Raw genomic sequence first — 24,652 nt, 5'->3', positions numbered from 1 at the left:
TCGTATTTCTAATAGTGGACGAACGGTGGGTTCCGGCCAATGAGACTTCAGCCCCGCCAGGAATTGTTGTCGGTGTGGAAATCCCTGTCCAAATGGTGCGGGGCGGGCACGGAGTTCACCTGGGACGACCGGTCCGGCCGTAACTCGATCAGCGACGCCGAGATGCTGCTCTGTCTGTTGCTGCCGCCGATCCGGCTGGACGACATCCGCTTCGACCGGCCGGATGAGACCCGGCCCGACGTCTGCGCCGCGCTCTCCGCCTTCGGCAGCGCGGTGGAGATCCCCCAGCGGATCATCCGCCTGCTCGCGCAGTACTTCGAGACCTACACGGACGCGGAGAGCAAGCTGCCGGTCTTCTCCGTCGGCACCTACGTGAGTACTCCGATCGGCGAGCAGCGCCCGGCCACGGAGGAGCAGAAGGCGGTCGAGGTGGTGGACGCCTTCGCCGTCTCGGTCGTGCTCGCCACCGCGGTCATCCGGTTCGCCCGCAGTTACCGCAACCAGGTACAGCGCGCGAGCAACCGTGCCGAGGTCGACAACGTCGAACGCCTCGCCCGGGATCGGCTCACCGCGGCGATGGCCGGCCTGCAGCGCAGCTTCACCGTCAACATCTTCCGGGCCGACAGTTCGGAGGGCCGGGTGCTCTGCGAGAAGGCCAGCCCGGACGGATACTCGCCGGCGGTGGTCAACCGGATCCGCGAGGGACTGAGCGACGTGATGGCCGGCCTCCGCGAGCTGAGCCCGAACGACGCCACGGTGGCCGACCTGCTGGAGAACCGGGATCTCCTCTTCGAGTGCGGCTGGTCGTGGGGGATCGTCAGGGACTCCGAGCCGGTGAAGACCGGGAGCACCGTCTACTCCCAGGTGGGCCACGCCGAGTCGGCGCCCTACCTCTACTTCACCGTCGTCGCGGTGGACGGCATCCGCGAGCTCTTCGACCCGGCGACCCGGCGGGTCGGCCTGCTCGACGACGAGCAGCAGCTGCTCGCTCGTACGCTCAACCTGCAGTGGGACCTCGCCCAGCGGTACTGGTCGACGGTCGCCACCCTCGGCGAGGAGCGCTGGCCGATCGAGGACCTGCCCTGGCGGACGACGGACGAGGAGGAGAGCGACTACTACAGCCTCCTGGTGCTCTCCCTGGTCCGGCACGCGCTGGCCGACCGCGGTGCTCCCGACTCCGACCTGGAACGGCTCACCCGGATCCTGGAGGACCTGGCCGACCGGGGCCGGATCCGGCGGCGCCCGCTCGCCGACGACCCCGCGCTGCTGCTGCACCACCCCGGGACCTGGATCCAGTTCAACGGGGCCGAGAGCCTGGGCGGCCCGGAGTCGCCCCGGGTCGGCTGGCGGATGGGCGAGCTGGGCACGCTGCTGCTGGGCCGATCACTATCGGTCGCTCAGCGGGTCAACGACCACCGGCTGCGCGCCCGGTTGCTGGACCTGACCGACCGGATCTGGGGGCACCTGGAGCAACGGCGGCTGCGAAACGGCAAGGGCGCGGGCCTGTGGGACAACCCGGCCAACGTCTATCCCACGCTCCCGGAGCGCACCGAGCCGAGCTGGTACCACACGAACCGGGTGGTGCAGTGCATGGCCACCGCGGCCGAGTTGGTGCAGGGCACGCCACCCTCCGGTGTGGTGCTCGCCGACGTCGCCGCCGAGCTGCTGATCGAGGCCGAGGACGTCTTCGACGAGGAGCAGCTCCGCGGTTCCGGCTCGGGCGGTCCGGCGCTGCGCGAAAGCCTCACCCGGCAGTCGATCGGACTGCGCCGGGCCCGCCGCCTGATGGCGACCCGTCCCGGCACCTCCGCCGCGCTGACCCTGGAGGTCTTACGCGAGCTGGACAAACTAGCCGCGGCCCGGGAGTTCGAGGTCGGGGAATAACGGTGCTGGTCTTCGCGGCGTCCGACAAGGGTGGCACCGGTCGGTCGGTAACCAGCTGCAACGTCGTCTACCGGCGTGCGCTGGCCGGCGCCGAGGTCTGCTACCTCGACTTCGACTTCGGCTCTCCCACGGCCGGATCCATCTTCCAGATCAACGAGGCGACCCGGGGCGTCACCCAGGGCGGTGGCATGCACTCCTACCTCATGGAGCAGGACCACCAGGCGGCCGTCGAGGAACCCCGGCGGATCGACATCTGGAACCGGTCGGCCCGGGCCAGCCTGCGCAACCGGCCGCCCGGCGCCGGTCAGCTGATGCTCTTCCCGGGCGATCAGGACGGCGGCGAGTTCCGGCCGGACAAGGAGGCACTGCGCCGGTGCATCCGGCTGCTCCTCGCGCTGGACGAGGAGTTCGACATGTGCCTCATCGATCTGAGCGCCGGCCGGTCGTACGCGACCCAGATGGTGCTGGAGGCGACCGCCGACGTCGCGCTGCGCGGCGTGGTGGCCCGTTGGCTGGTCTTCCATCGCTGGACCCGGCAGCACATCCCGGCGGCCGGCGGCCTGGTGCACGGCCGGGACGGCATCCTGGACACCGGTGAGCGCGCCGGCCACGACCGCAAGCGGCTGGCCGCGGCGATCCGCTTCGTCCGGACCGCCGTGGTCGACCCGGACTCGGCCGAGCTGCGCGGCCTGCGCCCGGCACAGGTGGCCTGGCTGCGCGACTGTGACCAGGACCTGCGCCGTCTCGCCGGGCAGCACGGGGTGGGCCGCCGGGCGCTGCTCGGCTCGGTGCCGCTCGACCCGGTCCTGCAGTGGCGGGAGCAGTTGCTCTCCGACAACGACGTGGTCGCCCGGGACATCGCCAACGGCTCGACGGTGGCCGCCTTCGACGAGCTCGCCGTCAACCTGGCGAGCGACGACATGTGGGCCGGCGCATGAGAGCCGACGCCGAGTTCTTCGAGTCGACGGCGGACAGCCGGGTCGAGTCGGTGCCGCTCGCCCACCTCTCCATCGAGCTGGGTCACTTCTACGCCCCGGACCTGCGACAGGACGAGGAGTTCTTCATCGGTCACTTCCGCCGGATCGCCCGGTGGGCGCAGGCCGCCCGGGAGGCCTGCGGTGACCTCTTCCCCGGCCGTACCCCACGGATCAGCACCTGCGTGCTGATCGACGACTACTTCGCGGTGCCGGAGACGCCCCGCACCCTGATCCCGAAACTGCTCAAGGCCGCCCACGCCAGCGATCTGGAGATCGACTATCTGGCCCGCGAGTCGGGCTGCGCCGACAGCGGGGTCCCGGCCGGCGTCGCCGATCAGGCCGAGCCCGAACGCCTGCCGGCCTCGCTCTCCCCGGCCGGTCTGGTGGAGGCCCGCCTGGTCGAGGACCCACCGCCGGACACTACCGCGGCCCGCCCGCCGGTACGCCAGACCGGCTGGCTGTGCAACGGCCAGCGGTCGCCGGCGACCGAGCAGCACGAGGCGATGAAGAGCCCGGTGACCTGGGTACCGCCCGCCGAGAACGCCGCGCTGAACCATTCGATCTTCGCCGACATCGAGCTGTGGCGGGACGAGGGCCGGGGCCGCCGGCTCTGGTCCTGTTCGATGCTGGCGGCCACCTGGCAACTGCTGCGCCTGGGCGTGCTCCGGGACAACGGACGCCGGGTGGCCGTGCCCGTCCCGATGCCCGAGGAACTGCCCCAGCACTGGACGGACCTGCCCATGGTCATGCAGGTCACCAAGCGGCCGGCGCCCTTCAACGCCTACCGGACGATGACCGTCTGCGCACCGTTGTTCCTCCCGATCGAGAACGCGGTCCGGACCATCCTGCAGCAGGTCGCGGTCGATCCCGCGGTGCTCGCCCAGATCGGCGCGCGCGGTGCCGACGAGGGGATCGATCCGGCCGCCTCGGTCGTCGACCGGATCGAGTACCTCTTCGTGGACACGGGAGCGGTGCGCGGTGCTGATCCTCGGTGAGGTGCAGACCGCCGCTCTGCGGCACTCCGGCAGCGTGCCGCGAGACCTGGCGGAGAACGCGCTGGCTCTGATGGCGGGCGAGCGGGTACGCGTCTCGGAGCGGCCGATCAGCTACGCCGTCAGCCCGCAGACGTTCACCGGGGTGGACTGCCGGATCGCCGCCCGCTCCGGTGCCAAGGTGCGCGGCGTCGGCACGCTCTCGGGCCGGGTGTGCCTGACCGGCGGCCGTGTCCTGCAGGGCTCGGTCGTCGCGCAGATCGACCCGGTCATCGGCGGGCACCGCCAGTCCTGGGGCCACTATCTCGCCCGGCCCGGGGTGGTCGAGTCGCTGGGCCGGATCGACCTGCCCGGGTCGGCGGCGGCCCACCTCGTCGCGGACCGTTCGCAGTCGACGATGGGCATGGGTTCGCTCTGCAACCGGCTGATCGCCGAGGTCCAGGGCTCGCCGGTACTGGACCGCCGGCCACCGGTCCGGGCCCGCCGTACGGTGCTGCGCTGGGCCGTCCTGACCGACGAGGCCACCGAGACCCCCCGCATCCGGTTCTCGGTCCACGACGACGGCCTGCGAACCGTCCGCCTGGTGCTGGGCCGGATGGCGATGCCCGACATCATCGCGCTCTGTGAGGATCTGGCACTGCACGACTGGCTGCTGACCGCGCTGATGACGGTGATCGAGGGGAGTCAGATCGGGGTGGACGAGCCGTCCCAGAGCGTCCGGCGCCTGCGGCCGGCCGTGGATCACCTACTGCACCTCTGGATGCCGGCGGCCCGGCTGGGCGGGGCGGGGCTGTCCATCTGGGAGGGACTGGAGAGCCGGCCGGGCCTGTCCCGCCAGTGGGACGCGTCCGTCCGGCGCATCCGCGATCAGATGGCGATGGCCGCCGCGCTGGTGGAAAGGGCCGCAGAGGGTACACCGCTGTTCAGCTGACGCGAGGGTGATTCGTCCGAATCGGCTTAATCCGTTAGAGCGAAGATTCCCGTGCCGCGTGGCGCTCTCGGTGTCCCCGTGGATCGAAGTGTTCCGGTCGCTGATCAGGGGGAATGTTCTAGAATCGGACTGGCGCAACAGGTGGGGTACTTGGGGGTAATTCCCAGTGGCCTTATTTCGCTGTAGGGTCCCCTCAATTTGGCTGCGAGCAGGGCTCAAGCCTGAGGGCTGCTCCGATGTCGAAGGTAAGGGCACCAAAGACCTCGCCCTGACATGGACTCTGCTCGCACCTGGGCTGAGATCGCGAGGTAGCGGTGGTGACGACCGGAGGTGCCGTGGCGGAGCTGGAATCCACCACGGATGCACAAGGGGCAGTACCCGACCTTGAGTTGGTTGCTCTCAAGTCCAATGAGCAACTGGCCGAGGCGGCCGGGCTGTTGCACGAGGTCTGGGGCGCGCGGAGTGAAGCCGCTCGCGGTGAGGTGATGAGTACCAGCCTACTGCGTGCGCTCTCCCACTCGGGGAACTACGTGGTGGGCGCCTATCGAGGTGGCAAGCTGCTCGGCTGCACGGTGGGGATGTTCGGTTCCCTCACTGATGGCCGTCCGGATCAGCTCCACTCGTATATGGCCGGCGTTCTGCCTGCGCTGAGTAGTCGCGGGATTGGCTACGCGATGAAGCGGCATCAGCTCCGATGGGCTCTAACGCGTGACATAGAAACAATCACGTGGACCTTTGACCCATTGGTATCCCGCAACGCGTACTTCAATCTGTGCAAGCTTGGTGTCTCCGTCGATGCCTACGAACCGGACTTCTACGGCCGGATCGACGATGGCGCCAACACCGGCCAGGAGACCGATCGGCTGCTGGTCACCTGGGATCTCCGCAACGAATGGGTGACCCAGGCGATGGCCGGGGAACTGGGGGAGATGCGGCGGCACGCCTCCGTCCTCCCCGAGGCGGAGCTGATCGTCGTGCCTAAGGACATCGGCACGGCGCGCGCGGCCATCCAGGCCGAGCGGGTAGCCGTACGTGAGCGGTTCCAGTCCCTGATTGCGGACGGTTACCGAGTCGCCGGCATGAGCAAGGCCTGGGAGTACGTGCTGCTTCCCGAGGCAGTGAGGCCGGTGTACGAGCCTTGAGAATCCAGCGGATCAAGCTGTGCGTGGTCACGTTACCCCTGGTCACGCCGTTCCAGACCTCGGTGTTCACCGAGTACTACCGCGAGGCGCTCCTGGTCGGCGTCCACACCCGGGACGGCGCGATCGGCTGGGGCGAGTGCGCCGCGACGGCCGAGCCGATCTACTCGGCCGAATGCATCGCCGGCGCCGTCACGATGCTTCGCGACGAGCTCATCCCGCTGGTCGCGAGTCTGGGCGAGGTCTCGGCGGAGCAGGCCAACGAGCTGTTCCGGAAGGTTCCCGGCAATCCGATGGCCAAGGCCGCCCTGGAGACCGCGATCCTCGACGCTCAACTGCGGGAGGATCAACGCTCGCTCGCCGACTTCCTCGGTGCCGAGTCCACCTCGGTCAAGGCGGGCGTCTCGGTCGGCCTCATGCCGATGGACGAACTGCTGCGGACCGTCGATCGGTACTGGAACGAGGAGCACTACCAGCGCATCAAGCTGAAGATCGAACCCGGCCGGGACGTGGAACGGGTCCGGGCCGTCCGCGAGAAGCTGGGCGACGAGGTGCCGTTGCAGGTCGACGCGAACGGCGCCTACACGATGGCCGACGCGGACCACCTGGCCCGGCTCGACGAGTACGACCTGCTGATGATCGAGCAGCCGTTCGCCGAGCACGACATGGCGGGCCACGCCGCACTGGCACGGCGCCTGAGGACCCGGATCTGCCTGGACGAGCCGATCACCTCACCGGAGCGGGCCGTCCAGGCGATCGAGCAGGGCGCCGCACAGATCATCAACATCAAACCGGGCCGCGTCGGCGGTTACCTCGAGGCCCGCAAGATTCACGATGTCTGCCGGGAGCGTGGCATCCCGGTCTGGGTCGGCGGCATGCTGGAGACGGGCATCGGCCGCGCCGCCAACATCGCCCTGGCCGCCCTCCCCGACTTCGCCGAGCTGGTCGGCGACCTGTCGGCCTCCACCCGCTTCTTCAAGAACGACATCACCCCGCCCTTCCTCATCGAGAACGGCTCCATCCCGGTCCCCACGGCCCCCGGCATCGGCGTCGATCCGACCCCCGACGCCCTGACCGAGGCGATCCCCCAGTACGAGTGGACCGCCCCCAGCCACACCAGATCCCGCGTCCCCATCCCGTAGCCCCACCCCGAAGGCGTTGGCCCTCAGACGACAGTCCGGGAGCCAACGCCTCGGTCATTCCCGATGCGGCGCCGACAATGCTTCACAGCACGTCATACAGCCCGTCCCAGCATGCTTCTGAGCGAAGGACCGCGAGCCGAGCCGCCGAAGCGTGACCACCGGGGCGATCGGGGATCCGGGGGCGGAGCCCCACGGCGCGGAGTCTGAGGCTCGGGCCTCAGGAAGGAAAGCACGATGGGCACCGGCCAGCGCTCTCCGCTGGCACAGGTGCCCAATCACATCGTGCCCCCGGCAGGATTCGAACCTGCGCTTTCGCCTCCGGAGGGCGACGCTCTATCCCCTGAGCTACGGGGGCCCAGTGGTTCAGAAGCCTAGCAGGCTCCCGGGAACCACCGCCAATCGGTTCCGCCGTGTCGGCGGTCAGCTGGATTGGGCCTGCTTGAGCAGGGTGTCGATCAGCTGGATCTCGCCCTGCTGGGCGGTGACCATGCTGTCGGCGATCCAGTCGACGTTCTTGTTGGTGGAGAGCTTCTCGGCCTCCTGGGCCATGTGGATGCCGCCGAGGTGGTGCTGGCGCATCAGGGTGAGGAACTGGACGTCGAGCTCCTTACCGGTGGCCTTGCGCAGGGACGCCATCTGGTCGGCGGTGGCCATGCCGGGCATCAGGCCGTCGACGACCGAGCCGTCGGAGCCGGGCATCCACGCCATCGGCTCCTGGCTGCCGGTCGGGTCCAGGTTCCAGTCGCGGAGCCAGGCCTGCATGTAGCCGATCTGGGCCTGCTGGGTGAGCGCGATGTCGTTCGCCAGCGTGACGATGCCGGGGGTGTCCGAGCCGGAGTGGGCGAGCATCGACATCTCCACGGCCTGCGCGTGGTGGGTGGACATGTCGCGGAGGAAGCCGGCCTCGACGGAGTTCTCGCCGGGCGTACGGAAATGGGGGATGACCAGGCCGCCGCCGACGCCGAGCAGGAGGCCCAGCAGCAGGAGGGCGACGGCGGTGTAGCCGAACCGTCGCCGGGCGGGGGTGCCGGAGAGCTCCTCCGACGCCGTGGCGGCGTCGGAGGAGGCGTCTGTCGTGGGGGTCATCAGCTGCCGGTGGAGGGGTTCATCGTGGTGGAGCCGTCCGAGGCGGCCGAGGTGACCGGGTCGGAGTTGGTGTTGCCGCCGGAGCAGGCCGCGCCCGGCTCCATCGAGGCCTTCACCCGGGCGGCCTTGATGAACTCGGCGATCCGCGGGTCGTTCACGTCGTCGACCTTGAGCTGGTAGCCCCACACCTGCACGGACACGTTGTGGTCCAGCCCGGCGTACGGGGACATGAACATGTAGTCCGTGCCCTCGACCTCCTTCTGCAGGACGGCGACCTGGTCGGCGGCGAGGCCCTCCTTGTACGTCACCCAGACCGCGCCGTGCTCGAGGCTGTGCACCGCGTGCTCGTTGGCGATCGGCGAGGTGTAGATGTCACCCATGCAGTTCTGCCAGACCGAGTTGTGCGCGCCACCGACCGGCGGGGTGGTCACGTACGTGAGAGTGCCGTCCTTGTGGGTCCGGTCGTCGATCAGCGTGTTCTTCTGCGCGCGGTAGTTGACGACGCCGCTGATGTCGGCCATCTTCTCGGTCCAGTCGCGGGAGCCCTTGACCGAGGCGAAGACGCCGTAGCCGATGATGCCGACGGCGATGAGCACCACGACACCGGCGACGGCGATCGGGCCCCAGTTGCGGCCTCCGCTCACCTTGACCGGGGTGACGACCTTACGGCCCTTGCCACCCTTGCCGGATCCGGGCTTGTTCGCGCCGGGACGGGCCGCGCCGGGCTTGCCTGTGGGAGGCTTACCCTGACCGGTCGTCTTGCCGACCTTGACGGTGGACGGGACCCGTTCGGGACCCGGCGTGCTCATACTCATCGTGCCTCGTCGATTCGATATATGGGTGAAGGGGCGGCCGCCGAACGCCGAAGTCTACCCCCGATAGCATGGGTCGGTGACTCCCGCCAACCTTGCTGACACCGTTCTCTCAGCCGCTCGTGCCGTTTTCGAGACGCGTGGCCTCGATGTGGCCGTGCTGCCCACCACCACGGTGATGGAGCGACCGAGGAACCCCGAGCACGGGGACTACGCGTCGACGCTCGCGCTGCAGCTGGGCAAGAAGGCCGGGGTCGCGCCGCGTGAACTGGCCGCCGCGCTCGCCGAGGAGCTGAGCGGGCGCCCGGGCATCACGTCCGTGGAGATCGCCGGTCCCGGCTTCCTGAACATCCGGCTGGACGCCGCGGTCACCGGCACGATCGCGCGCACCGTGGTCGAGGCCGGGGAGGCGTACGGGCGGAACACCACGCTGCAGGGCCAGCGGATCAACCTGGAGTTCGTCTCGGCGAACCCGACCGGGCCGATCCACCTGGGCCACACCCGCTGGGCCGCGGTCGGCGACTCGCTGCGCCGGGTGCTGACCGCCGCGGGCGCCGAGGTGACCAGCGAGTACTACATCAACGACGCGGGCGCCCAGGTGGACCGCTTCGCCCGCTCGCTCTACGCGGCGGCCAACGGCGAGCCGGCCCCGGAGGACGGCTACGGCGGCGACTACATCGCGGAGATCGCCCAGCAGATCCTCGCCGAGGATCCGGGACTGGCCGGGCAGCCCGCCGAGACCGCGCTGCCGGTCTTCTGGTCCCGCGGGTACGCGCTGATGCTGACGGAGATCCGGGAGAGCCTGGAGCGCTTCGGCGTGCACTTCGACGTCTGGTTCTCGGAGAAGGTGCTGCACGACGGCGGTGCGGTCGAGCACGCCATCGACACGCTCCGTAAGCAGGGGCACATCTTCGAGGACGGCGGCGCGATCTGGCTGCGTACCACCGACTTCACCGACGACAAGGACCGGGTGCTGATCCGGTCGAACGGCGAGAAGACCTACTTCGCGGCGGACGCGGCGTACTACATCAACAAGCGGGAGCGCGGCTTCGACCGCTGCGTCTACCTGCTCGGCGCCGACCACCACGGCTACATCGGCCGGCTCAAGGCGATCGCGGCGTGTGCGGGCGACGACCCGGCGCAGAACATCGAGATCCTGATCGGCCAGCTGGTCAACCTGGTCCGGGCCGGTCAGCCGGTCCGCCTCTCCAAGCGGGCCGGCAACATCATCACGCTGGACGAGCTGCTGGAGGCGGTCGGCGCGGACGCCGCGCGGTACTCGCTGGCCCGCTCCTCCACCGACTCGATGCTGACCCTGGACATCGAGGAGATCACCCGCAAGTCCAGCGAGAACCCGGTCTTCTACGTCCAGTACGCGCACGCCCGGATCGCCTCGCTGCTGCGCAACGCCGGCGAGCTGGGCATCGGCCGCGGCGACGACCTCGACCCCGGCCTGCTCTCCCACGAGCGGGAGAACAACCTGCTCAAGACGCTCGGCGAGTTCCCCGCCGTGGTCGCCACCGCGGCCGAGCTGCGCGAGCCGCACCGGATCGCGGTGTACCTGGAGGAGCGGGTCGCCACCGACTACCACCGGTTCTACGACGCCTGCCGGGTGCTGCCCCAGGGCGACGAGGAGGCGACCGACCTGACCAGGGCCCGGCTCTGGCTGGTGGAGGCCACCCGAACGGTACTGGCGAACGGGTTGAGCCTCCTCGGGGTCTCGGCGCCGGAGAGGATGTAGGGCATGCGCGCACACGAGGCCGGGGCGCTCCACGGCGACCTCGGTGGTCACGGGCCGGTCTGGCTGCGGACGCCGGAGGACGTGAACGCCCTCCTCCCGCAGCTCTGGTCCCGCACGGTGAGCCGGGGCGACTCCGGGGTCCTGCGGGTCGGCGGCGTCGACGCCACCGAGCTGGCGGCCGAGTTCGGCACCCCGGCGTACCTCCTGGACGAGGAGGATCTGCGGGCCCGCTGCCGGGACTTCGCCGCCGCGTTCGAGGGCGCCGACGTCTACTACGCCGGCAAGAGCTTCCTCTGCCGGGCGGTCGTCCGGATGATCGAGGAGGAGGGTCTCTTCCTCGACGTCTGCTCCGGTGGCGAGCTCGCCACCGCGCTCTCGGCAGGGTTCCCGGCCGAGCGGATCGGCTTCCACGGCAACAACAAGTCGGTCGCCGAGCTGCGCCGGGCGCTGGACGCCGGGGTGGGCCGGATCATCGTGGACTCGTTCCACGAGATCGAGCGGCTGACCGCGCTGGCGCGGGAGACGGGCCGCCGCCCGGGCGTACTCGTCCGGGTCACCGTCGGTGTCGAGGCACACACCCACGAGTTCATCGCGACCGCGCACGAGGACCAGAAGTTCGGCTTCTCGCTCGCCGGCGGCGCGGCGTTCACCGCCTGCGCGCGGATCCTCGACGAGGGCGTGCTGGACCTGCGCGGACTGCACTCGCACATCGGCTCGCAGATCTTCGACACCAGCGGGTTCGAGGTGGCCGCCCGGCGGATCCTGGAGCTGCAGGCGCAGGTCCGGGACGCGCGCGGGGTGGAGCTGCCCGAGCTTGACCTGGGCGGCGGGTTCGGCATCGCGTACACCTCGCAGGACGACCCGTCCACGCCGGGCGACCTGGCCAAGCGGATCAACAAGATCGTCGAGTCGGAGTGCGAGCTGGCCTCGCTGCGGGTACCGCACCTCTCCATCGAGCCGGGCCGGGCGATCGTCGGGCCGGCTGTCTTCACCCTCTACGAGGTGGGCACGGTCAAGGACGTCGACGGGATCCGGACGTACGTGAGCGTCGACGGCGGGATGAGCGACAACATCCGGACCGCCCTGTACGACGCGTCGTACTCGGCGACGGTGGCGAACCGGGCCAGCGTGGCGGAGCCGATGCTCGCCCGCGTTGTGGGAAAACATTGTGAGTCCGGGGACATCGTCGTGAAGGATGAATTCCTGCCCGCCGACGTGCAGCCAGGAGATCTTGTTGCCGTCCCGGGTACCGGTGCTTACTGCCGGAGCATGGCCAGCAACTACAACCACGTTCCCCGGCCTCCCGTGGTGGCGGTGCGCGACGGCGCCGCCCGCGTCATCGTGCGGCGCGAGACCGAGGACGACCTGCTTGCATTGGATGTTGGATGAACGGCAAACCGGCACTGCGCCTCGCCCTGCTCGGCTGTGGCACCGTCGGCACCGAAGTGGTACGCCTCCTGCACGAGCAGGCCGACGACCTGACCGCCCGGATCGGCGCTCCGCTGGAGATCGCCGGGATCGCGGTCCGGCGGCTCGGCCGTGACCGTGGCGACCTGCCGGTCGACCCCGCGCTCTTCACCACCGACGCCCTCGGCCTGATCAAGCGCGACGACGTGGACGTCGTGATCGAGGTCGTCGGCGGCATCGAGCCGGCCCGGACCTGGCTGGTCGAGGCGCTGCGCGCGGGCAAGAGCGTGGTCACCGCGAACAAGGCGCTGCTCGCCGAGGACGGCGGCACCCTGCACGACGCGGCCGCCGAGGGTGGCGCGGACCTGTACTACGAGGCCTCGGTGGCGGGCGCGATCCCGCTGTTGCGGCCGCTGCGCGAGTCGCTGCACGGGGACAGGGTCACCGCGGTCACCGGCATCGTGAACGGCACCACCAACTTCATCCTCTCCTCGATGGCCGCCACAGGCGCGGGCTTCAACGAGGCGCTGGAGGAGGCGACCGAGCTCGGGTACGCGGAGGCGGACCCGACCGCCGACGTGGAGGGCTTCGACGCCGCCGCCAAGGCCGCCATCCTCGCCTCGCTGGCGTTCCACACCCGGGTCACCGCCGCGGACGTGTTCCGCGAGGGCATGACCTCGGTCACCGCCGGCGACATGGCCAGTGCCAAGGAGATGGGCTGCACGATCAAGCTGCTCTGCATCGCGCAGCGCGGCGCGGACACGGTCTCCGTCCGGGTCCACCCGGCGATGATCCCGCTCACGCATCCGCTGGCCGGCGTCGGCGACGCCTACAACGCGGTCTTCGTGGAGGCCGAGGGGGCCGGCCCGCTGATGTTCTACGGCCGCGGTGCCGGCGGGCGCCCGACCGCCAGCGCGGTGCTGGGCGACATCGTCGCGGCGGCCCGTAACAAGCTCACCGGCACCCGTGCGCCGAGCGAGAGCAACTACGCCCAGCTCGCGGTACGCCCGATCGGCGAGTCGATGACGCGGTACCACATCTCGCTCGACGTGGCCGAGCGCCCGGGCGTGCTGGCCACCGTGGCCGGCGTCTTCGCCCAGCACGAGGTCTCCATCGCGACGGTCCGGCAGTCCGGCCGTGAGGACGACGCGAAGCTGGTCATCGTCACCCACAGCGCCCCGGACGCCGCGCTGGCGGCCACCGTCGAGGCGCTGGGGTCGCTGGACATCGTCCGCTCGATCGCGAGTGTGCTGCGCGTCGAGGGCGGGGCCGGCTAGTGCTCGACCACGTGGGTTTCCAGTGCACCGACCTGCAGGCCAGCGCCGCGTTCTACGACGCGGTCCTGGCCCCGTTGGGCGGAACTCGCCTGATGGATTTCACGGTGGCCATCGGCTACGGCACCGACCACGCGGATTTCTGGATCGGCAATGCCGACGCGGCCGGTGAGGATCTCAACAACCGGGAGTCGCACATCGCCTTCGCGGCGCCCGACCGGGCCGCGGTCGACGCCTTCTTCCAGGCGGCGGTGGCGTTGGGAGCCGAGGTTCTGCACGAGCCTCGGCTCCATCCTGAGTACCACGAGCACTACTACGGGGCCTTCGTGCGGGACCCGGACGGCAACAACGTCGAGGCCGTCTGTCATCGTCCTGCGTGAGACTTTCGGCTTGAGTGAAGGAGAACGGCCATGTGGCGGGGCTTGATCGAGGCGTACCGGGACCGTCTGCCGGTGTCCGAGACCACCCCGGTGGTCACGTTGCACGAGGGGAACACACCCCTCGTGCCGGCACCGGTCCTCTCCCAGCGCACCGGCGCCGACGTCTACCTCAAGGTGGAGGGCGCGAACCCGACCGGATCGTTCAAGGACCGCGGCATGACCATGGCCGTGTCCAAGGCGGTCGAGGACGGCGCGAAGGCGATCATCTGCGCCTCGACCGGCAACACCAGCGCGTCCGCGGCCGCGTACGCCGCCCGCGCCGGGATCACCTGCGCGGTGCTGGTGCCGCAGGGCAAGATCGCGCTGGGCAAGCTGGCCCAGGCCCTGGTGCACGGCGCCCGGCTGCTCCAGGTGGACGGCAACTTCGACGACTGCCTGTCGCTCGCCTCGAAGCTCTCCCAGGACTACCCGGTCGCCCTGGTCAACTCGGTGAACATCTTCCGCCTGCACGGGCAGAAGACCGCCGCCTTCGAGATCATCGAGGCGCTCGGCGACGCGCCGGACATCCACTGCCTCCCGGTCGGCAACGCCGGCAACATCTCCGCCTACTGGATGGGCTACCAGGAGGACCAGGCGGCCGGCAACAGCACGAGGCTGCCGAAGATGTACGGCTTCCAGGCCTCCGGCGCGGCCCCGATCGTGACCGGCAAGGTGGTCGAGCAGCCGTCGACGATCGCCACCGCGATCCGGATCGGCAACCCGGCGAGCTGGACCAAGGCGCTGGACGCCCGGGACTCCTCCGGCGGCCTGATCTCGGCGGTCACCGACCGGGACATCCTGAACGCGTACCGCCTGCTCGCCCGCGAGGTCGGTGTCTTCGTCGAGCTGGGCAGCGCGGCCAGCGTGGCGGGTCTGCTCCAGCAGGCCGGGGCGGGCAGGATCCCGGCGGGTTCGCGCGTGGTCTGCACGGTCACCGGGCACGGTCTGAAGGACCCGGAGTGGGCCATCTCGACCGCTCCGTCGCCGACCGTGATCGCGAACGACGCCCTGCTCGCGGCGAAGGCGCTAGAGCTGGCCTGACGCGGCCTCGCGCAACAGCAGGCCGATCGCCTGATTCACCACCGCGAGCTCCTCGGCTGTGAGCCGGCTGAGAAGCTCGCGGTGTCTCGCCATCCCGGCGGTCATGATGCCGTCGATGATTTCGGCGCCCGCCTTCGTCAGACCGATCCGGCGTACCCGCCGATCGTTCACGTCCTCCGTGCGCGTGACCAGGTCCTGCACCACGAGCCGGTCGATCATGCCGCTCAGCGCGGCCGCGCCGACCCCGAGCATCCGGGCCAGCTCGCCGCCGGCGACGGTGCCGTTGCGGGCCAGCAGGATCAGTATCTTGAGCTGCGCCATCGTCAGGTGCGACGAGAACAGAAGCTCAGACCGTTCCTCCGCGAACAACTGCTCCAGGCGTATCTGTGCGCCCATGATGTCAGCGATGAGCTGCTCTTTCTCGCTCAGCGCCCGCTCCTTCGATTACCCGCTGATGACCGTGACGATGCCATCTGATGACGCACGGTACCAGCGGGCCCCGGCGAAAAACCATTTGTTCGCGTGGGGCAAACTATCAGTGTCGGACGAAGTTTACTCGGGGGAGAGCCCATGTCAGGCATGACACGGCTAAGCCTTGCCAACCGAGGTCTCGTCGCCCTGATCGCCATCGTGATCAGCGGCTTCGGCCTCTTCGCGATCCCGTCCCTGAAACAGCAGTTGTTCCCATCGATCACGCTGCCCGCCGCGTTCGTCAGCGCGGTGCTGCCGGGCGCCTCCCCGGAGGCGGTCGAGACTCAGGTCACCAAGCCCATCGAAGACGCGGTGAAGGGCATCGACGGCGTCGACAGTGTGACGTCGACCTCCCGCGAGAACGTCTCCAGCGTGGTGGTGCTCTTCGACTACGGCACCGACATCGAGTCGGCCGTGAATCAGGTCACCACCTCCATCAACCGGATCCAGTCCCAGCTGCCGGATGACGTCGACCCCTCGGTCTTCGCCGGCGGCACCGACGACATCCCGGCGATCGTGCTGGCCGCCTCCGGCGGTTCCGGCGAGAGCGACCTGCTGGCGAAGCTCAACGAGACCGTGGTGCCGGAGCTCAACGGCATCGCCGGCGTCCGCGACACCCAGGTCACCGGCGCCCGCGCCGAACAGGTCGTGATCACGCCGGACCTGGCGAAGATGGGTGCGGCCGGGGTCAGCCCGGCGTCGCTCACCTCGGTGTTGCAGGCCAACGGCGTCTCCATCCCGGCCGGTTCGGTCACCGAGGGGGACAACTCGCTGACCGTGCAGGTCGGGACCCCGATCACCACGCTCGACGAGTTGCGGGCCGTCTACGTGACCGGCGCCCGGGGCCCGGTGAAGCTGGGTGACGTCGCGTCGGTGGAGAGCAAGCTGCCGGCCGCGGAGTCGTACACCCGGACCGACGGGGTGGACAGCCTGGGCATCGCGGTCACCGCGCGCCCGGACGGCAACCCGGTGGAGATCTCGCATCAGGTCCGCGACATGCTCGCCGACCTGGAGAAGGACTCCGGTGCCACGCTCACGGTGATCACCGACCAGGCGCCGTACGTGGAACGCTCGATCAAGAGCCTGACCACCGAGGGCCTGCTCGGCCTGGTGATGGCCGTGGTGGTCATCCTGATCTTCCTGCTCAGCGTCCGCTCGACGCTGGTCACCGCGGTCTCCATCCCGCTCTCGGTGCTGATCGCGCTGATCGCCCTCTGGATCGGCGACTACACGCTCAACCTGCTCACCCTCGGCGCGCTGACCATCGCGGTGGGCCGGGTGGTCGACGACTCGATCGTCGTCCTGGAGAACATCAAACGACATCTCGAGTACGGCGAGGAGAAGGTGCACGCCATTCTCGCCGCGGTCCGGGAGGTCTCCGGCGCGGTCGTCGCCTCGACGCTCACCACGGTCGCGGTCTTCGCGCCGATCGCCCTGGTCGGTGGCCTGATCGGGCAGATCTTCTCGTCGTTCGCGATCACCGTCACGGTGGCCCTGCTCGCCTCGCTGCTGGTGGCGCTCACCGTGGTGCCGGTCCTGGCGTACTGGTTCCTCAAGCCGCCGGCCGACGGCACCGACACCGAGGCGATCCGTGCGGCCGCCGAGGAGAAGGAGCTGCGTAGCCCGCTGCAGCGCGGCTACCTGCCGGTCATCCGGTTCGCCACCACCCGCCGCTGGACCACGATCCTGATCGGCCTGTTCATCCTGGCGGGTACCGGCGGGCTGCTCACCCGGCTGGACACCAACTTCCTGGACCAGTCCGGCCAGGACAGCATCACCGTCAGCCAGGAGATGCCGGTCGGCACCGACCTCGCGGCGACCGACGCGGCGGCCCGCAAGGTCGAGGCGATCCTGGCCGGGCGGGACGACGTCACGACGTACCAGGTCACCGTCGGCGGGAACTCGTCGAACCCGTTCGCGGGCGGGGGCGGCGCCGGCACGGCCACCTTCAACGTGGCGCTGGACGAGGACGCCGACGCCGACGAGGTCACCGAGTCGCTGCGGGCCGAGTTCGCCGGACTGACCGGCGCCGGAGAGATCAAGATCGGTCAGGAGAGCTCCGGACTGGGCAGCAGCGAGCTCTCCGTCGAGGTGCAGGCCGCCGACACCGGCGTGCTGACCACCGCCACCGAGCAGGTCCGTGCCGCGATGTCCGGCATCGACGGCGTCACCGACGTGGACACCACCCTGGCGGCCAGCGTGCCGCGGCTGGACGTGGTGGTGGACCGGAAGGCCGCCGCGGACGCGGGCCTCACCGAGGCGCAGATCGGCCAGAGCGTGGCCGCGGCGTTCCGGTCCGCCCCGGCGGGGCAGATCACCGTCGACGGCACCAGCGAGGACGTCGTCATCTCGTTCGGTACGGCGCCCGCCGACCCGGACGCACTGAAGGCACTGCCGCTCACCACGGCGAAGGGCGTGGTCCCGCTGGACCAGGTCGCCGACGTCAAGCAGGTGGACGGCCCGGAGCAGGTGACCCGGGTGGACGGCGACCGGACCGCCACGGTCACCGGCACCGTCACCGGATCCAGTCTCACCACGGTCAACAAGGACCTGACCGCGAAGCTCTCCGCGCTCGACCTGCCGCCCGGCGCGTCGTACACGGTGGGTGGCGTCAGCGCCGACCAGCAGGAGGCGTTCCAGCAGCTCGGTCTCGCCGTGCTGGCCGCCATCGCGATCGTCTTCATCATCATGGTGGCGACGTTCCGGAGCATCCTGCAGCCGGTGATCCTGCTGGTCTCGATCCCGTTCGCGGCGACCGGCGCGATCGTCCTGCTGCTGGCCACCGGTACCCCGCTCGGTGTGCCGGCCCTGATCGGTGTGCTGATGCTGGTCGGCATCGTGGTGACCAACGCGATCGTGCTGATGGACCTGATCAACCACTACCGGGCGGCCGGCATGGGCGTACAGGAAGCGGTGATCGAAGGCGGTCGCCACCGGCTCCGGCCGATCCTGATGACGGCGATCGCGACGATCTTCGCGCTCATCCCGATGGCGCTCGGCCTCACCGGCGAGGGCGGCTTCATCTCGCAGCCGCTCGCCATCGTGGTGATCGGCGGCCTGGTCAGCTCGACGCTGCTCACCCTGGTGCTGGTCCCGACGCTCTACACCCTGGTGGAGAACCGGAAGGAGCGCTCGCGGGCCAAGCGCGACGCCCGGCGGGCCCGCAAGGCCGGTCTGCCCGAGCCGTCCTCCGAGCCGTCGCCGTCGTCCTCGCCGTCGCCCGAACCCGAGGTGACGGAGGAGGAGAAGCCGTCGGCGCCGAGCGGGGCACTGCGGGGGTACACCGACCAGTTCGAGGTGCTCAAGATGCCGCGCAAGCCCAAGACCCAGGAGTAAGGGTCACCCGAGGACGCCGATGCCCGGCCTCAGTGCCGGGCATCGGCCGCTTCTCGGGTACGAGTTATCTTCACGTACGTGCCGCCTGCCCTCTCGGTCCTTACCCGCAACCGTGACTTCCGCCGACTGTTCGCCGCCGAGCTGGTGGTCTTCGGTGCCGACTGGTTCGTCATGGTCCCGCTGCTCGTCCTGCTGCCCGAGCTCACCGGCAGCGGCTTCTGGGGCGGCCTGGTGCTCGCCGCCGACACCGGCATCAACGCGATGCTGCTCCCCTACACCGGCACGGTCGCCGACCGGGTGGACCGCCGCAAGATCCTGATCTTCGCGAACCTGGCCTCCCTCGTCGCGGTCCTGCTGCTCTTCGCGGTCCGCTCGGCAGCCACCGCCCCGCTCGCCGTGGTCGCGGTCGGCGCGATGGCGGTGGCGAAGGCGTTCTATTCACCCGCCTCCTCGGCCGCCCTGCCGAACGTGGTGGACCCGGCGGACCTCCCCGCCGCCAACGCCGTGGCCGGATCCGCCTGGGGCACCATGACGGTGCTCGGCGCCTCCCTCGGCGGCGTGGTCAGCAACGCCTTCGGCCCGTACGTCTGCTTCTCGGTGACCGCGGTCTGCCTGCTCGCCGGTGGTCTGCTGACCGCGCTGGTCCGCCGCCCGCTGCAGGCACCGCAGGGGGCCGGCGCGGCGCCGGCGCACCCGGTCCACGCGATGCGCGAGGCGCTCGGCCACATCGCCGCCCGGCCCCGGTTGCTCGCCCTGGTCACGGTGAAGTCCGCGGTCGGGCTCGGCAACGGCGTGCTGACCGTCTTCCCGCTGATCGCCGCGGCGCACGGCGCGGGGGCGCTCGGGGCCGGCCTGCTCTTCGCGGTCCGCGGTGCCGGCGCCCTGGTCGGCCCGTTCGTGACCCGGCCGCTGCTGACTCACCGGTCCTGGCTGCTGCCCGGTCTGGCGCTGTCGATGGCCCTCTACGGCCTCGGCTACGTCGGTGTCGCGTTCAGCCCCTGGTTCCCCCTGGTGCTCGTGCTGGTCTTCGTCGCGCACTTCGCGGGCGGTACCAACTGGATCCTCTCCAACTTCGCCCTCCAGGCCGAGGTGCCGGACCGGCTGCGGGGCCGGATCTTCGCCACCGATCTGATGCTGGCCACCCTGGCCATCGCGATCAGCCAGCTCGGCACCAGCGCCGTCGTCGACCACGTGGACCAGCGGGCGGTGCTCGCCGGTTGCGGTCTGATCACACTTACGTACGCGATCGCCTGGCGGATCGGTACGCGCCGGCTCTCCCTCACCGAGCAGGAACTTCACACACCGGAACATCCGCTGAGATGATCAAGATCTAGCATGTGGCGATGGGCCTGACCTTCGTCCCCGACCCGGTTGCCGTGCGTACTCCGGCGACCAGCGCCAATCTGGGCCCCGGCTTCGACTCGCTGGGCCTCGCGCTGACCCTCTACGACGACCTGACCGCCCGGGTGACCGGCGACGGCTTCCGTGTGACCGTCGTCGGCCAGGGCGCCGGCGAGCTGCCGGAGGACGCCGAGCATCTGGTGATCCGGGCCATGCTCGCCACCTTCGACGAGCTGGGGGAGCGCCCGCCCGGCCTGCACGTGGAGTGCGTCAACCGGATCCCGCAGGCGCGCGGCCTGGGCAGCTCCTCGGCGGCCATCGTGGGTGGCGTGCAGCTCGCCCGGGCCCTGGTGGTGGGCGGCACCGAGCTGATCGATGACGCGGCGGCGCTGCGCATCGCGGCGAGGATGGAGGGCCACCCCGACAACGTGGCGCCCTGCCTGCTCGGCGGCTTCACCGTGGCCTGGACCGAGGGCTCCGGCGCGCGGGCGGTGCGCCTGCTGCCCGCGGAGGGCGTACGCCCCACGGTCTTCGTCCCGTCGGAACGTGGGTACACCGCCTCCGCGCGGGCCGCCCTGCCGTCCGAGGTGCCGCACCGGGACGCGGCCTTCAACGCCGGCCGGGCCGCGCTGCTGACCCACGCCCTGACGAGCGACCCGTCGATGCTCTTCCCTGCCACCGAGGACCGGCTGCATCAGGCGTACCGGTCCGCGGGGATGCCGGGCACGGCGTCGCTCGTGGCCGCCCTCCGATCGGTCGGCGTCGCGGCGGTGGTCAGCGGCGCGGGGCCGACCGTGCTCGCATTGTCCGAGGTCCCGGGCGATTTCCACCCTGGTGCGGAATGGCGCGGAGAAGTGCTGGGCGTGGACGCCGACGGTGCGGTTGTGAAAGGGGGTATGGTGGAACACGCCGAGCGGGGTCCTGTTGCCGCAGGTCGCACGAGTTGACTACGCTCAAGACCTAGCACAGCCGCGAAGCAAGTGATCTCTGCGGTTCGGCACCCCCGAGATTTCTGGGCCTTCCAGGCCCGTCTCAACTCTCACCAAGGCATATGCCGGGCAGCAGTCCATAGATCGCTGCACTCGCCGAGACCTACCCGTCAAGCCCTGGCGGGCAGGGATACCGTCGAGCGGCCGTGCTGCACAACCTCCCGCGCCGCTGCTGCGAAGCGGGTTCCGAGGGCACCCGGCCCAAGGCTGCAGTTCCGGGTGATCTCGGGTTTTTTCCGACGGAAGGAATCCATTGAGCGACACCACCGACGTGACGTCGGGTGTTTCTGACGTCGCTGACGGCGCCGGCACCACCGCGACCGCCACGAAGCGCCGCCGAGGCGGCACCGGGCTGTCCGCGATGCTGCTGCCCGAGTTGCAGAGCCTCGCCGCCTCCCTCGGCATCTCCGGCACCGCCCGGATGCGTAAGGGCGAGCTGATCACCGCGATCACCGAGCGTCAGAGCGGCAGTGCCGCCGCCACGACGGAGCCGGCCCCGCGGCCGCGTACCGAGGCCGCCCCGGCGCAGCAGCCGGCCCCGGCCCAGACCGCCCCCGTGCAGTCCGCCCCGGCCGAGACGCCGAAGACCGCAGCCACTCCGGCCGAGACCACGGCCGCGCCGGCCGCCGAGGCCGCCCCGGTGTCCGAGCGCCCGTCCCGGCGCAGCCGTGAGCGCGCCTCCCGCGAGACCGCCCCGCGGGAGACCACTTCGCGGGAGACCGTGGAGGCCGCTCCGGTGGCCGCCGCCCCCGCCGTGACCGAGGCCGCCCCCGCGCAGGCCGACACCACCGAGCGTCCCGAGCGGGGCGAGCGTCCCGAGCGCGGTGAGCGCAACCGGGACCGCCAGCGCAACCAGCGCGACGGCGAGCAGCGCGGCGACCGTCCCGAGCGGGGCGAGCGTCCCGACCGGGGCGAGCGTCCCGAGCGCGGCGAGCGTGACCGCAACGACCGGGGCGACCGCAACGACCGGTCGAACGACCGCTCCGCGGGCGACCGCGGTGCTCCCCGCGCCGACCAGGGCCACGACGACGACGGTGACGACGAGGGCGGCCGCCGGAGCCGGCGCAGCCGCTTCCGGGACCGTCGCCGCGGCCGGGACCGCGACGGCGACCAGCGTGACGGCGGCGGCCAGCAGCGTGAGGGCCGGGAGCCGCACGTCAACGAGGACGAGGTTCTCGTCCCGGTGGCCGGCATCCTGGACGTGCTGGACAACTACGCGTTCGTCCGGACCACCGGTTACCTCTCCGGCCCGAACGACGTCTACGTCTCGATGTCGCAGGTCAAGAAGTACGGCCTGCGCCGCGGTGACGCGGTCACCGGTGCGGTCCGCTCCGCCCCGCGCGACGGCGACGGGCAGCGGCGGGACAAGTACAACCCGCTGGTCCGCCTGGACACCATCAACGGGATGGAGCCCGACGAGGCCCGCCGGCGTCCCGAGTTCTACAAGCTCACCCCGCTCTACCCGCAGGAACGCCTGCGGCTGGAGACCGAGCCGCACATCCTCACCACCCGCATCATCGACCTCGTGATGCCGATCGGTAAGGGTCAGCGCGCGCTGATCGTCTCCCCGCCCAAGGCGGGTAAGACGATGGTGCTGCAGGCCCTGGCCAACGCCATCACCCGCAACAACCCCGAGTGCCACCTGATGGTCGTGCTCGTGGACGAGCGGCCGGAAGAGGTCACCGACATGCAGCGCACGGTGAAGGGCGAGGTCATCGCGGCCACGTTCGACCGTCCGCCGCAGGACCACACCACGGTCGCCGAGCTCGCCATCGAGCGGGCGAAGCGGCTGGTCGAGCTCGGCCACGACGTGGTCGTGCTGCTCGACTCGGTGACCCGCCTGGGCCGGTCGTACAACCTCGCGGCGCCGGCCTCCGGCCGGATCATGTCGGGTGGTATCGACTCGACCGCGCTCTACCCGCCGAAGCGGTTCCTCGGCGCGGCGCGCAACATCGAGAACGGCGGCTCGCTGACCATTCTCGCCACCGCGCTGGTCGAGACCGGGTCGATGATGGACACGGTGATCTTCGAGGAGTTCAAGGGCACGGGTAACGCCGAGCTCAAGCTCGACCGCAAGATCGCGGACAAGCGGATCTTCCCGGCCGTGGACGTCTCCGCCTCCAGCACCCGTAAGGAAGAGATCCTTCTGGGCAAGGAGGAGCTGGCGATCATCCACAAGCTGCGCAAGGTGCTCAGCTCGCTGGAGTCCGGCGCTGCCCTGGACCTGCTGATGGACCGGCTCAAGCAGACCCGGACCAACATCGAGTTCCTGATGCAGATCGCCAAGTCGACGCCTGGCGAGTAACCGCCTATAAACGACGCGGCCCGCCCCATCGGGCGGGCCGCGTCGTTTTTGTCGCACACCTTGTCTGATTCGCCCCGTACGGGGTCGTGCGAACCTCCGGTACTACGTTGTTCGATTACCGGAGGCGCTCGATGTTCGTGCCCGGATACCGGGACCATCCGACCGAGCCGTGGGACCCACACGCACCCGCCGATCCGGGCGAGGCCGAGGATTTCCTGCGGCGCTGTTACACGGAGAACCCCCGGCTCGGTCCGGTCGAACCGAGGCTCGCCATCGTCCGCGCCCAGATCGCCGCGACCGGCACATACATGCACACCCCCGACGAACTGGCGCACGGCGCCCGGATGGCGTGGCGCAACTCCAGCCGCTGCGTCGGACGGCTCTACTGGCGCAGCCTGATGGTGCTGGACCGGCGCCGGGCGCGGACCGCCGACGAGATCTACTCGCTGCTCGTCCAGCATCTGCACACCGCCGGCAACGGCACCATCCGCCCGGTGATCAGCGTCTTCGCCCCGGCACAGCCCGGACAGCCGTACGCCCGGGTCTGGAACGAACAACTGATCCGGTACGCCGGATACCGCACCGAGGACGGCCGGGTGGTCGGCGATCCGCGGCTGGAGTCGTTCACCCGGTCGATCCGGGGCTTCGGCTGGCAGGGCAAGGGCGAGGCGTTCGACGTGCTGCCCCTGGTGATCGAGACACCGGCCGAGGGCATCCGGCTCTACGAGCTCCCGGAACGCGCGATCCGCGAGGTGCCGATCGGGCACCCGGACCACCCGTGGTTCGCCGAACTGGGACTGCGCTGGCACGCCGTACCGGCGATCGCCAACATGCGGCTCAGCATCGGCGGCGTGCACTACCCGCTGGCCCCGTTCAACGGCTGGTACCTCGGCACCGAGCTGGGCGCCCGCAACTTCGCCGACGCCGACCGGTACGACATGCTCCCCGAGATCGCCGCCCGGCTCGGCCTGGACCGCAGCCGGGAGTCCACGCTCTGGCGGGACCGCGCGCTGGTCGAGCTGAACCGCGCGGTGCTGCACAGCTTCGAGCAGGCGGGCGTGAAGATGAGCGACCATCACACGGAGAGCCGTCGCTTCATGACCCATCTGCGGAACGAGGAGAAGGCCGGGCGCCCGGTGCCGGCGGACTGGACCTGGATCGTCCCGCCGATGTCGGCGTCGCTGACCCCGGTCTTCCACCGGTACTACGACGAACTCGACCTGCGCCCCAACTTCTACCTCGACACGGAGGCGGCCACCCTGGCCCGCGACGGCATCCGCTCCTGCCCCCACCACCGCTGACCCCATCCCGCTCACGCCACCGCTCCACCCCACCGGTTCACCCGTTCCCCAGCACCAGCCGCGA

General features: G+C 70.3%; 19 protein-coding genes and 1 tRNA gene. 16 read left to right on the top strand and 4 right to left on the bottom strand.

Annotation, left to right across the window (positions count from 1 at the left end):
- Positions 1–39: 39 nt before the first annotated feature.
- The 6 genes from AB0M08_RS16445 (at position 40) to menC (ending at position 7,065) form a co-directional block, all read left to right on the top strand.
- Positions 40–1,884 (top strand): SCO2524 family protein, encoded by a 1,845-nt coding sequence (locus AB0M08_RS16445; protein WP_364493324.1) that lies wholly within the window; start codon positions 40–42, stop codon positions 1,882–1,884.
- Positions 1,885–1,886: 2 nt separating this feature from the next.
- Complete coding sequence (locus AB0M08_RS16440; RefSeq protein ID WP_364493322.1) at positions 1,887–2,822, top strand: SCO2523 family variant P-loop protein; 936 nt, start codon at positions 1,887–1,889, stop codon at positions 2,820–2,822.
- Entirely contained in the window at positions 2,819–3,856 is a 1,038-nt protein-coding gene (locus AB0M08_RS16435; RefSeq protein WP_364493320.1) for an SCO2522 family protein, read from the top strand. The genes AB0M08_RS16440 and AB0M08_RS16435 overlap by 4 nt, the downstream gene beginning before the upstream one ends.
- The gene (locus tag AB0M08_RS16430) at positions 3,840–4,784 is read left to right on the top strand and encodes an SCO2521 family protein (protein WP_364493318.1); all 945 of its coding nucleotides are present in this window, start codon (positions 3,840–3,842) and stop codon (positions 4,782–4,784) included. The genes AB0M08_RS16435 and AB0M08_RS16430 overlap by 17 nt, the downstream gene beginning before the upstream one ends.
- A 335-nt stretch (positions 4,785–5,119) precedes the next feature.
- Positions 5,120–5,926, top strand: a complete 807-nt coding sequence (locus tag AB0M08_RS16425) for a GNAT family N-acetyltransferase (RefSeq protein ID WP_364493317.1) — start codon at positions 5,120–5,122, stop codon at positions 5,924–5,926.
- A 23-nt stretch (positions 5,927–5,949) separates the two neighbouring features.
- Positions 5,950–7,065, top strand: coding sequence for an o-succinylbenzoate synthase (gene menC, locus AB0M08_RS16420; protein WP_364493315.1), 1,116 nt, complete (start codon positions 5,950–5,952; stop codon positions 7,063–7,065).
- Positions 7,066–7,348: 283 nt separating this feature from the next.
- On the opposite strand, the gene AB0M08_RS16415 is transcribed toward menC, so the two are convergent.
- From AB0M08_RS16415 to AB0M08_RS16405, 3 genes are all read right to left on the bottom strand, one after another.
- Positions 7,349–7,420, bottom strand: a tRNA-Arg gene (locus AB0M08_RS16415).
- Between the two features lie 65 nt (positions 7,421–7,485).
- Positions 7,486–8,151, bottom strand: a complete 666-nt coding sequence (locus tag AB0M08_RS16410; protein ID WP_364493313.1) for a DUF305 domain-containing protein — start codon at positions 8,149–8,151, stop codon at positions 7,486–7,488.
- Positions 8,151–8,966 carry a DUF3105 domain-containing protein gene (locus AB0M08_RS16405; RefSeq protein ID WP_364493311.1) on the bottom strand — a complete coding sequence of 272 codons (816 nt, stop codon included), beginning with the start codon at positions 8,964–8,966 and terminating at the stop codon, positions 8,151–8,153. The genes AB0M08_RS16410 and AB0M08_RS16405 overlap by 1 nt, the downstream gene beginning before the upstream one ends.
- Positions 8,967–9,042: 76 nt before the next feature.
- Here AB0M08_RS16405 and argS point away from each other — a divergent pair, with 76 nt between their 5' ends.
- The 5 genes from argS to thrC are packed head-to-tail and all read left to right on the top strand — an operon-like array spanning position 9,043 to position 14,845.
- Positions 9,043–10,704 (top strand): arginine--tRNA ligase, encoded by a 1,662-nt coding sequence (argS, locus tag AB0M08_RS16400; protein ID WP_364493309.1) that lies wholly within the window; start codon positions 9,043–9,045, stop codon positions 10,702–10,704.
- Between the two features lie 3 nt (positions 10,705–10,707).
- Entirely contained in the window at positions 10,708–12,093 is a 1,386-nt protein-coding gene (lysA, locus tag AB0M08_RS16395; protein WP_364493307.1) for a diaminopimelate decarboxylase, read from the top strand.
- A 14-nt stretch (positions 12,094–12,107) separates the two neighbouring features.
- Positions 12,108–13,388 carry a homoserine dehydrogenase gene (locus AB0M08_RS16390; protein WP_364493443.1) on the top strand — a complete coding sequence of 427 codons (1,281 nt, stop codon included), beginning with the start codon at positions 12,108–12,110 and terminating at the stop codon, positions 13,386–13,388.
- Positions 13,388–13,765, top strand: a complete 378-nt coding sequence (locus AB0M08_RS16385; RefSeq protein WP_364493305.1) for a VOC family protein — start codon at positions 13,388–13,390, stop codon at positions 13,763–13,765. Before AB0M08_RS16390 ends, AB0M08_RS16385 begins: the two co-directional genes overlap by 1 nt.
- 30 nt (positions 13,766–13,795) lie before the next feature.
- A complete protein-coding gene (gene thrC, locus AB0M08_RS16380) occupies positions 13,796–14,845 on the top strand; it encodes a threonine synthase (RefSeq protein ID WP_364493303.1) in 1,050 nt (349 codons plus the stop codon).
- Here the strand turns inward: thrC and AB0M08_RS16375 are convergent.
- Complete coding sequence (locus AB0M08_RS16375; RefSeq protein ID WP_364493301.1) at positions 14,831–15,214, bottom strand: MarR family transcriptional regulator; 384 nt, start codon at positions 15,212–15,214, stop codon at positions 14,831–14,833. The two genes, thrC and AB0M08_RS16375, sit on opposite strands and share 15 nt — an antisense overlap.
- 201 nt (positions 15,215–15,415) lie before the next feature.
- Between AB0M08_RS16375 and AB0M08_RS16370 the strand changes: the two genes are divergently transcribed.
- The 5 genes from AB0M08_RS16370 (at position 15,416) to AB0M08_RS16350 (ending at position 24,588) form a co-directional block, all read left to right on the top strand.
- Positions 15,416–18,652, top strand: coding sequence for an efflux RND transporter permease subunit (locus AB0M08_RS16370; protein WP_364493299.1), 3,237 nt, complete (start codon positions 15,416–15,418; stop codon positions 18,650–18,652).
- A gap of 78 nt (positions 18,653–18,730) precedes the next feature.
- The gene (locus AB0M08_RS16365) at positions 18,731–19,975 is read left to right on the top strand and encodes an MFS transporter (RefSeq protein ID WP_364493297.1); all 1,245 of its coding nucleotides are present in this window, start codon (positions 18,731–18,733) and stop codon (positions 19,973–19,975) included.
- Between the two features lie 20 nt (positions 19,976–19,995).
- Positions 19,996–20,940 (top strand): homoserine kinase, encoded by a 945-nt coding sequence (thrB, locus tag AB0M08_RS16360; protein ID WP_364493295.1) that lies wholly within the window; start codon positions 19,996–19,998, stop codon positions 20,938–20,940.
- Positions 20,941–21,235: 295 nt separating this feature from the next.
- The gene (gene rho / locus AB0M08_RS16355) at positions 21,236–23,287 is read left to right on the top strand and encodes a transcription termination factor Rho (RefSeq protein ID WP_364493293.1); all 2,052 of its coding nucleotides are present in this window, start codon (positions 21,236–21,238) and stop codon (positions 23,285–23,287) included.
- Between the two features lie 131 nt (positions 23,288–23,418).
- The gene (locus AB0M08_RS16350) at positions 23,419–24,588 is read left to right on the top strand and encodes a nitric oxide synthase oxygenase (RefSeq protein WP_364493291.1); all 1,170 of its coding nucleotides are present in this window, start codon (positions 23,419–23,421) and stop codon (positions 24,586–24,588) included.
- The last annotated feature ends 64 nt before the right edge of the window (positions 24,589–24,652 follow it).

Origin of the sequence: Actinoplanes sp. NPDC051851, from assembly GCF_040681165.1 — a bacterium.
Taxonomy (GTDB): Bacteria; Actinomycetota; Actinomycetes; order Mycobacteriales; family Micromonosporaceae; genus Actinoplanes.
This window is presented reverse-complemented; position numbering and strand designations above follow the sequence as displayed.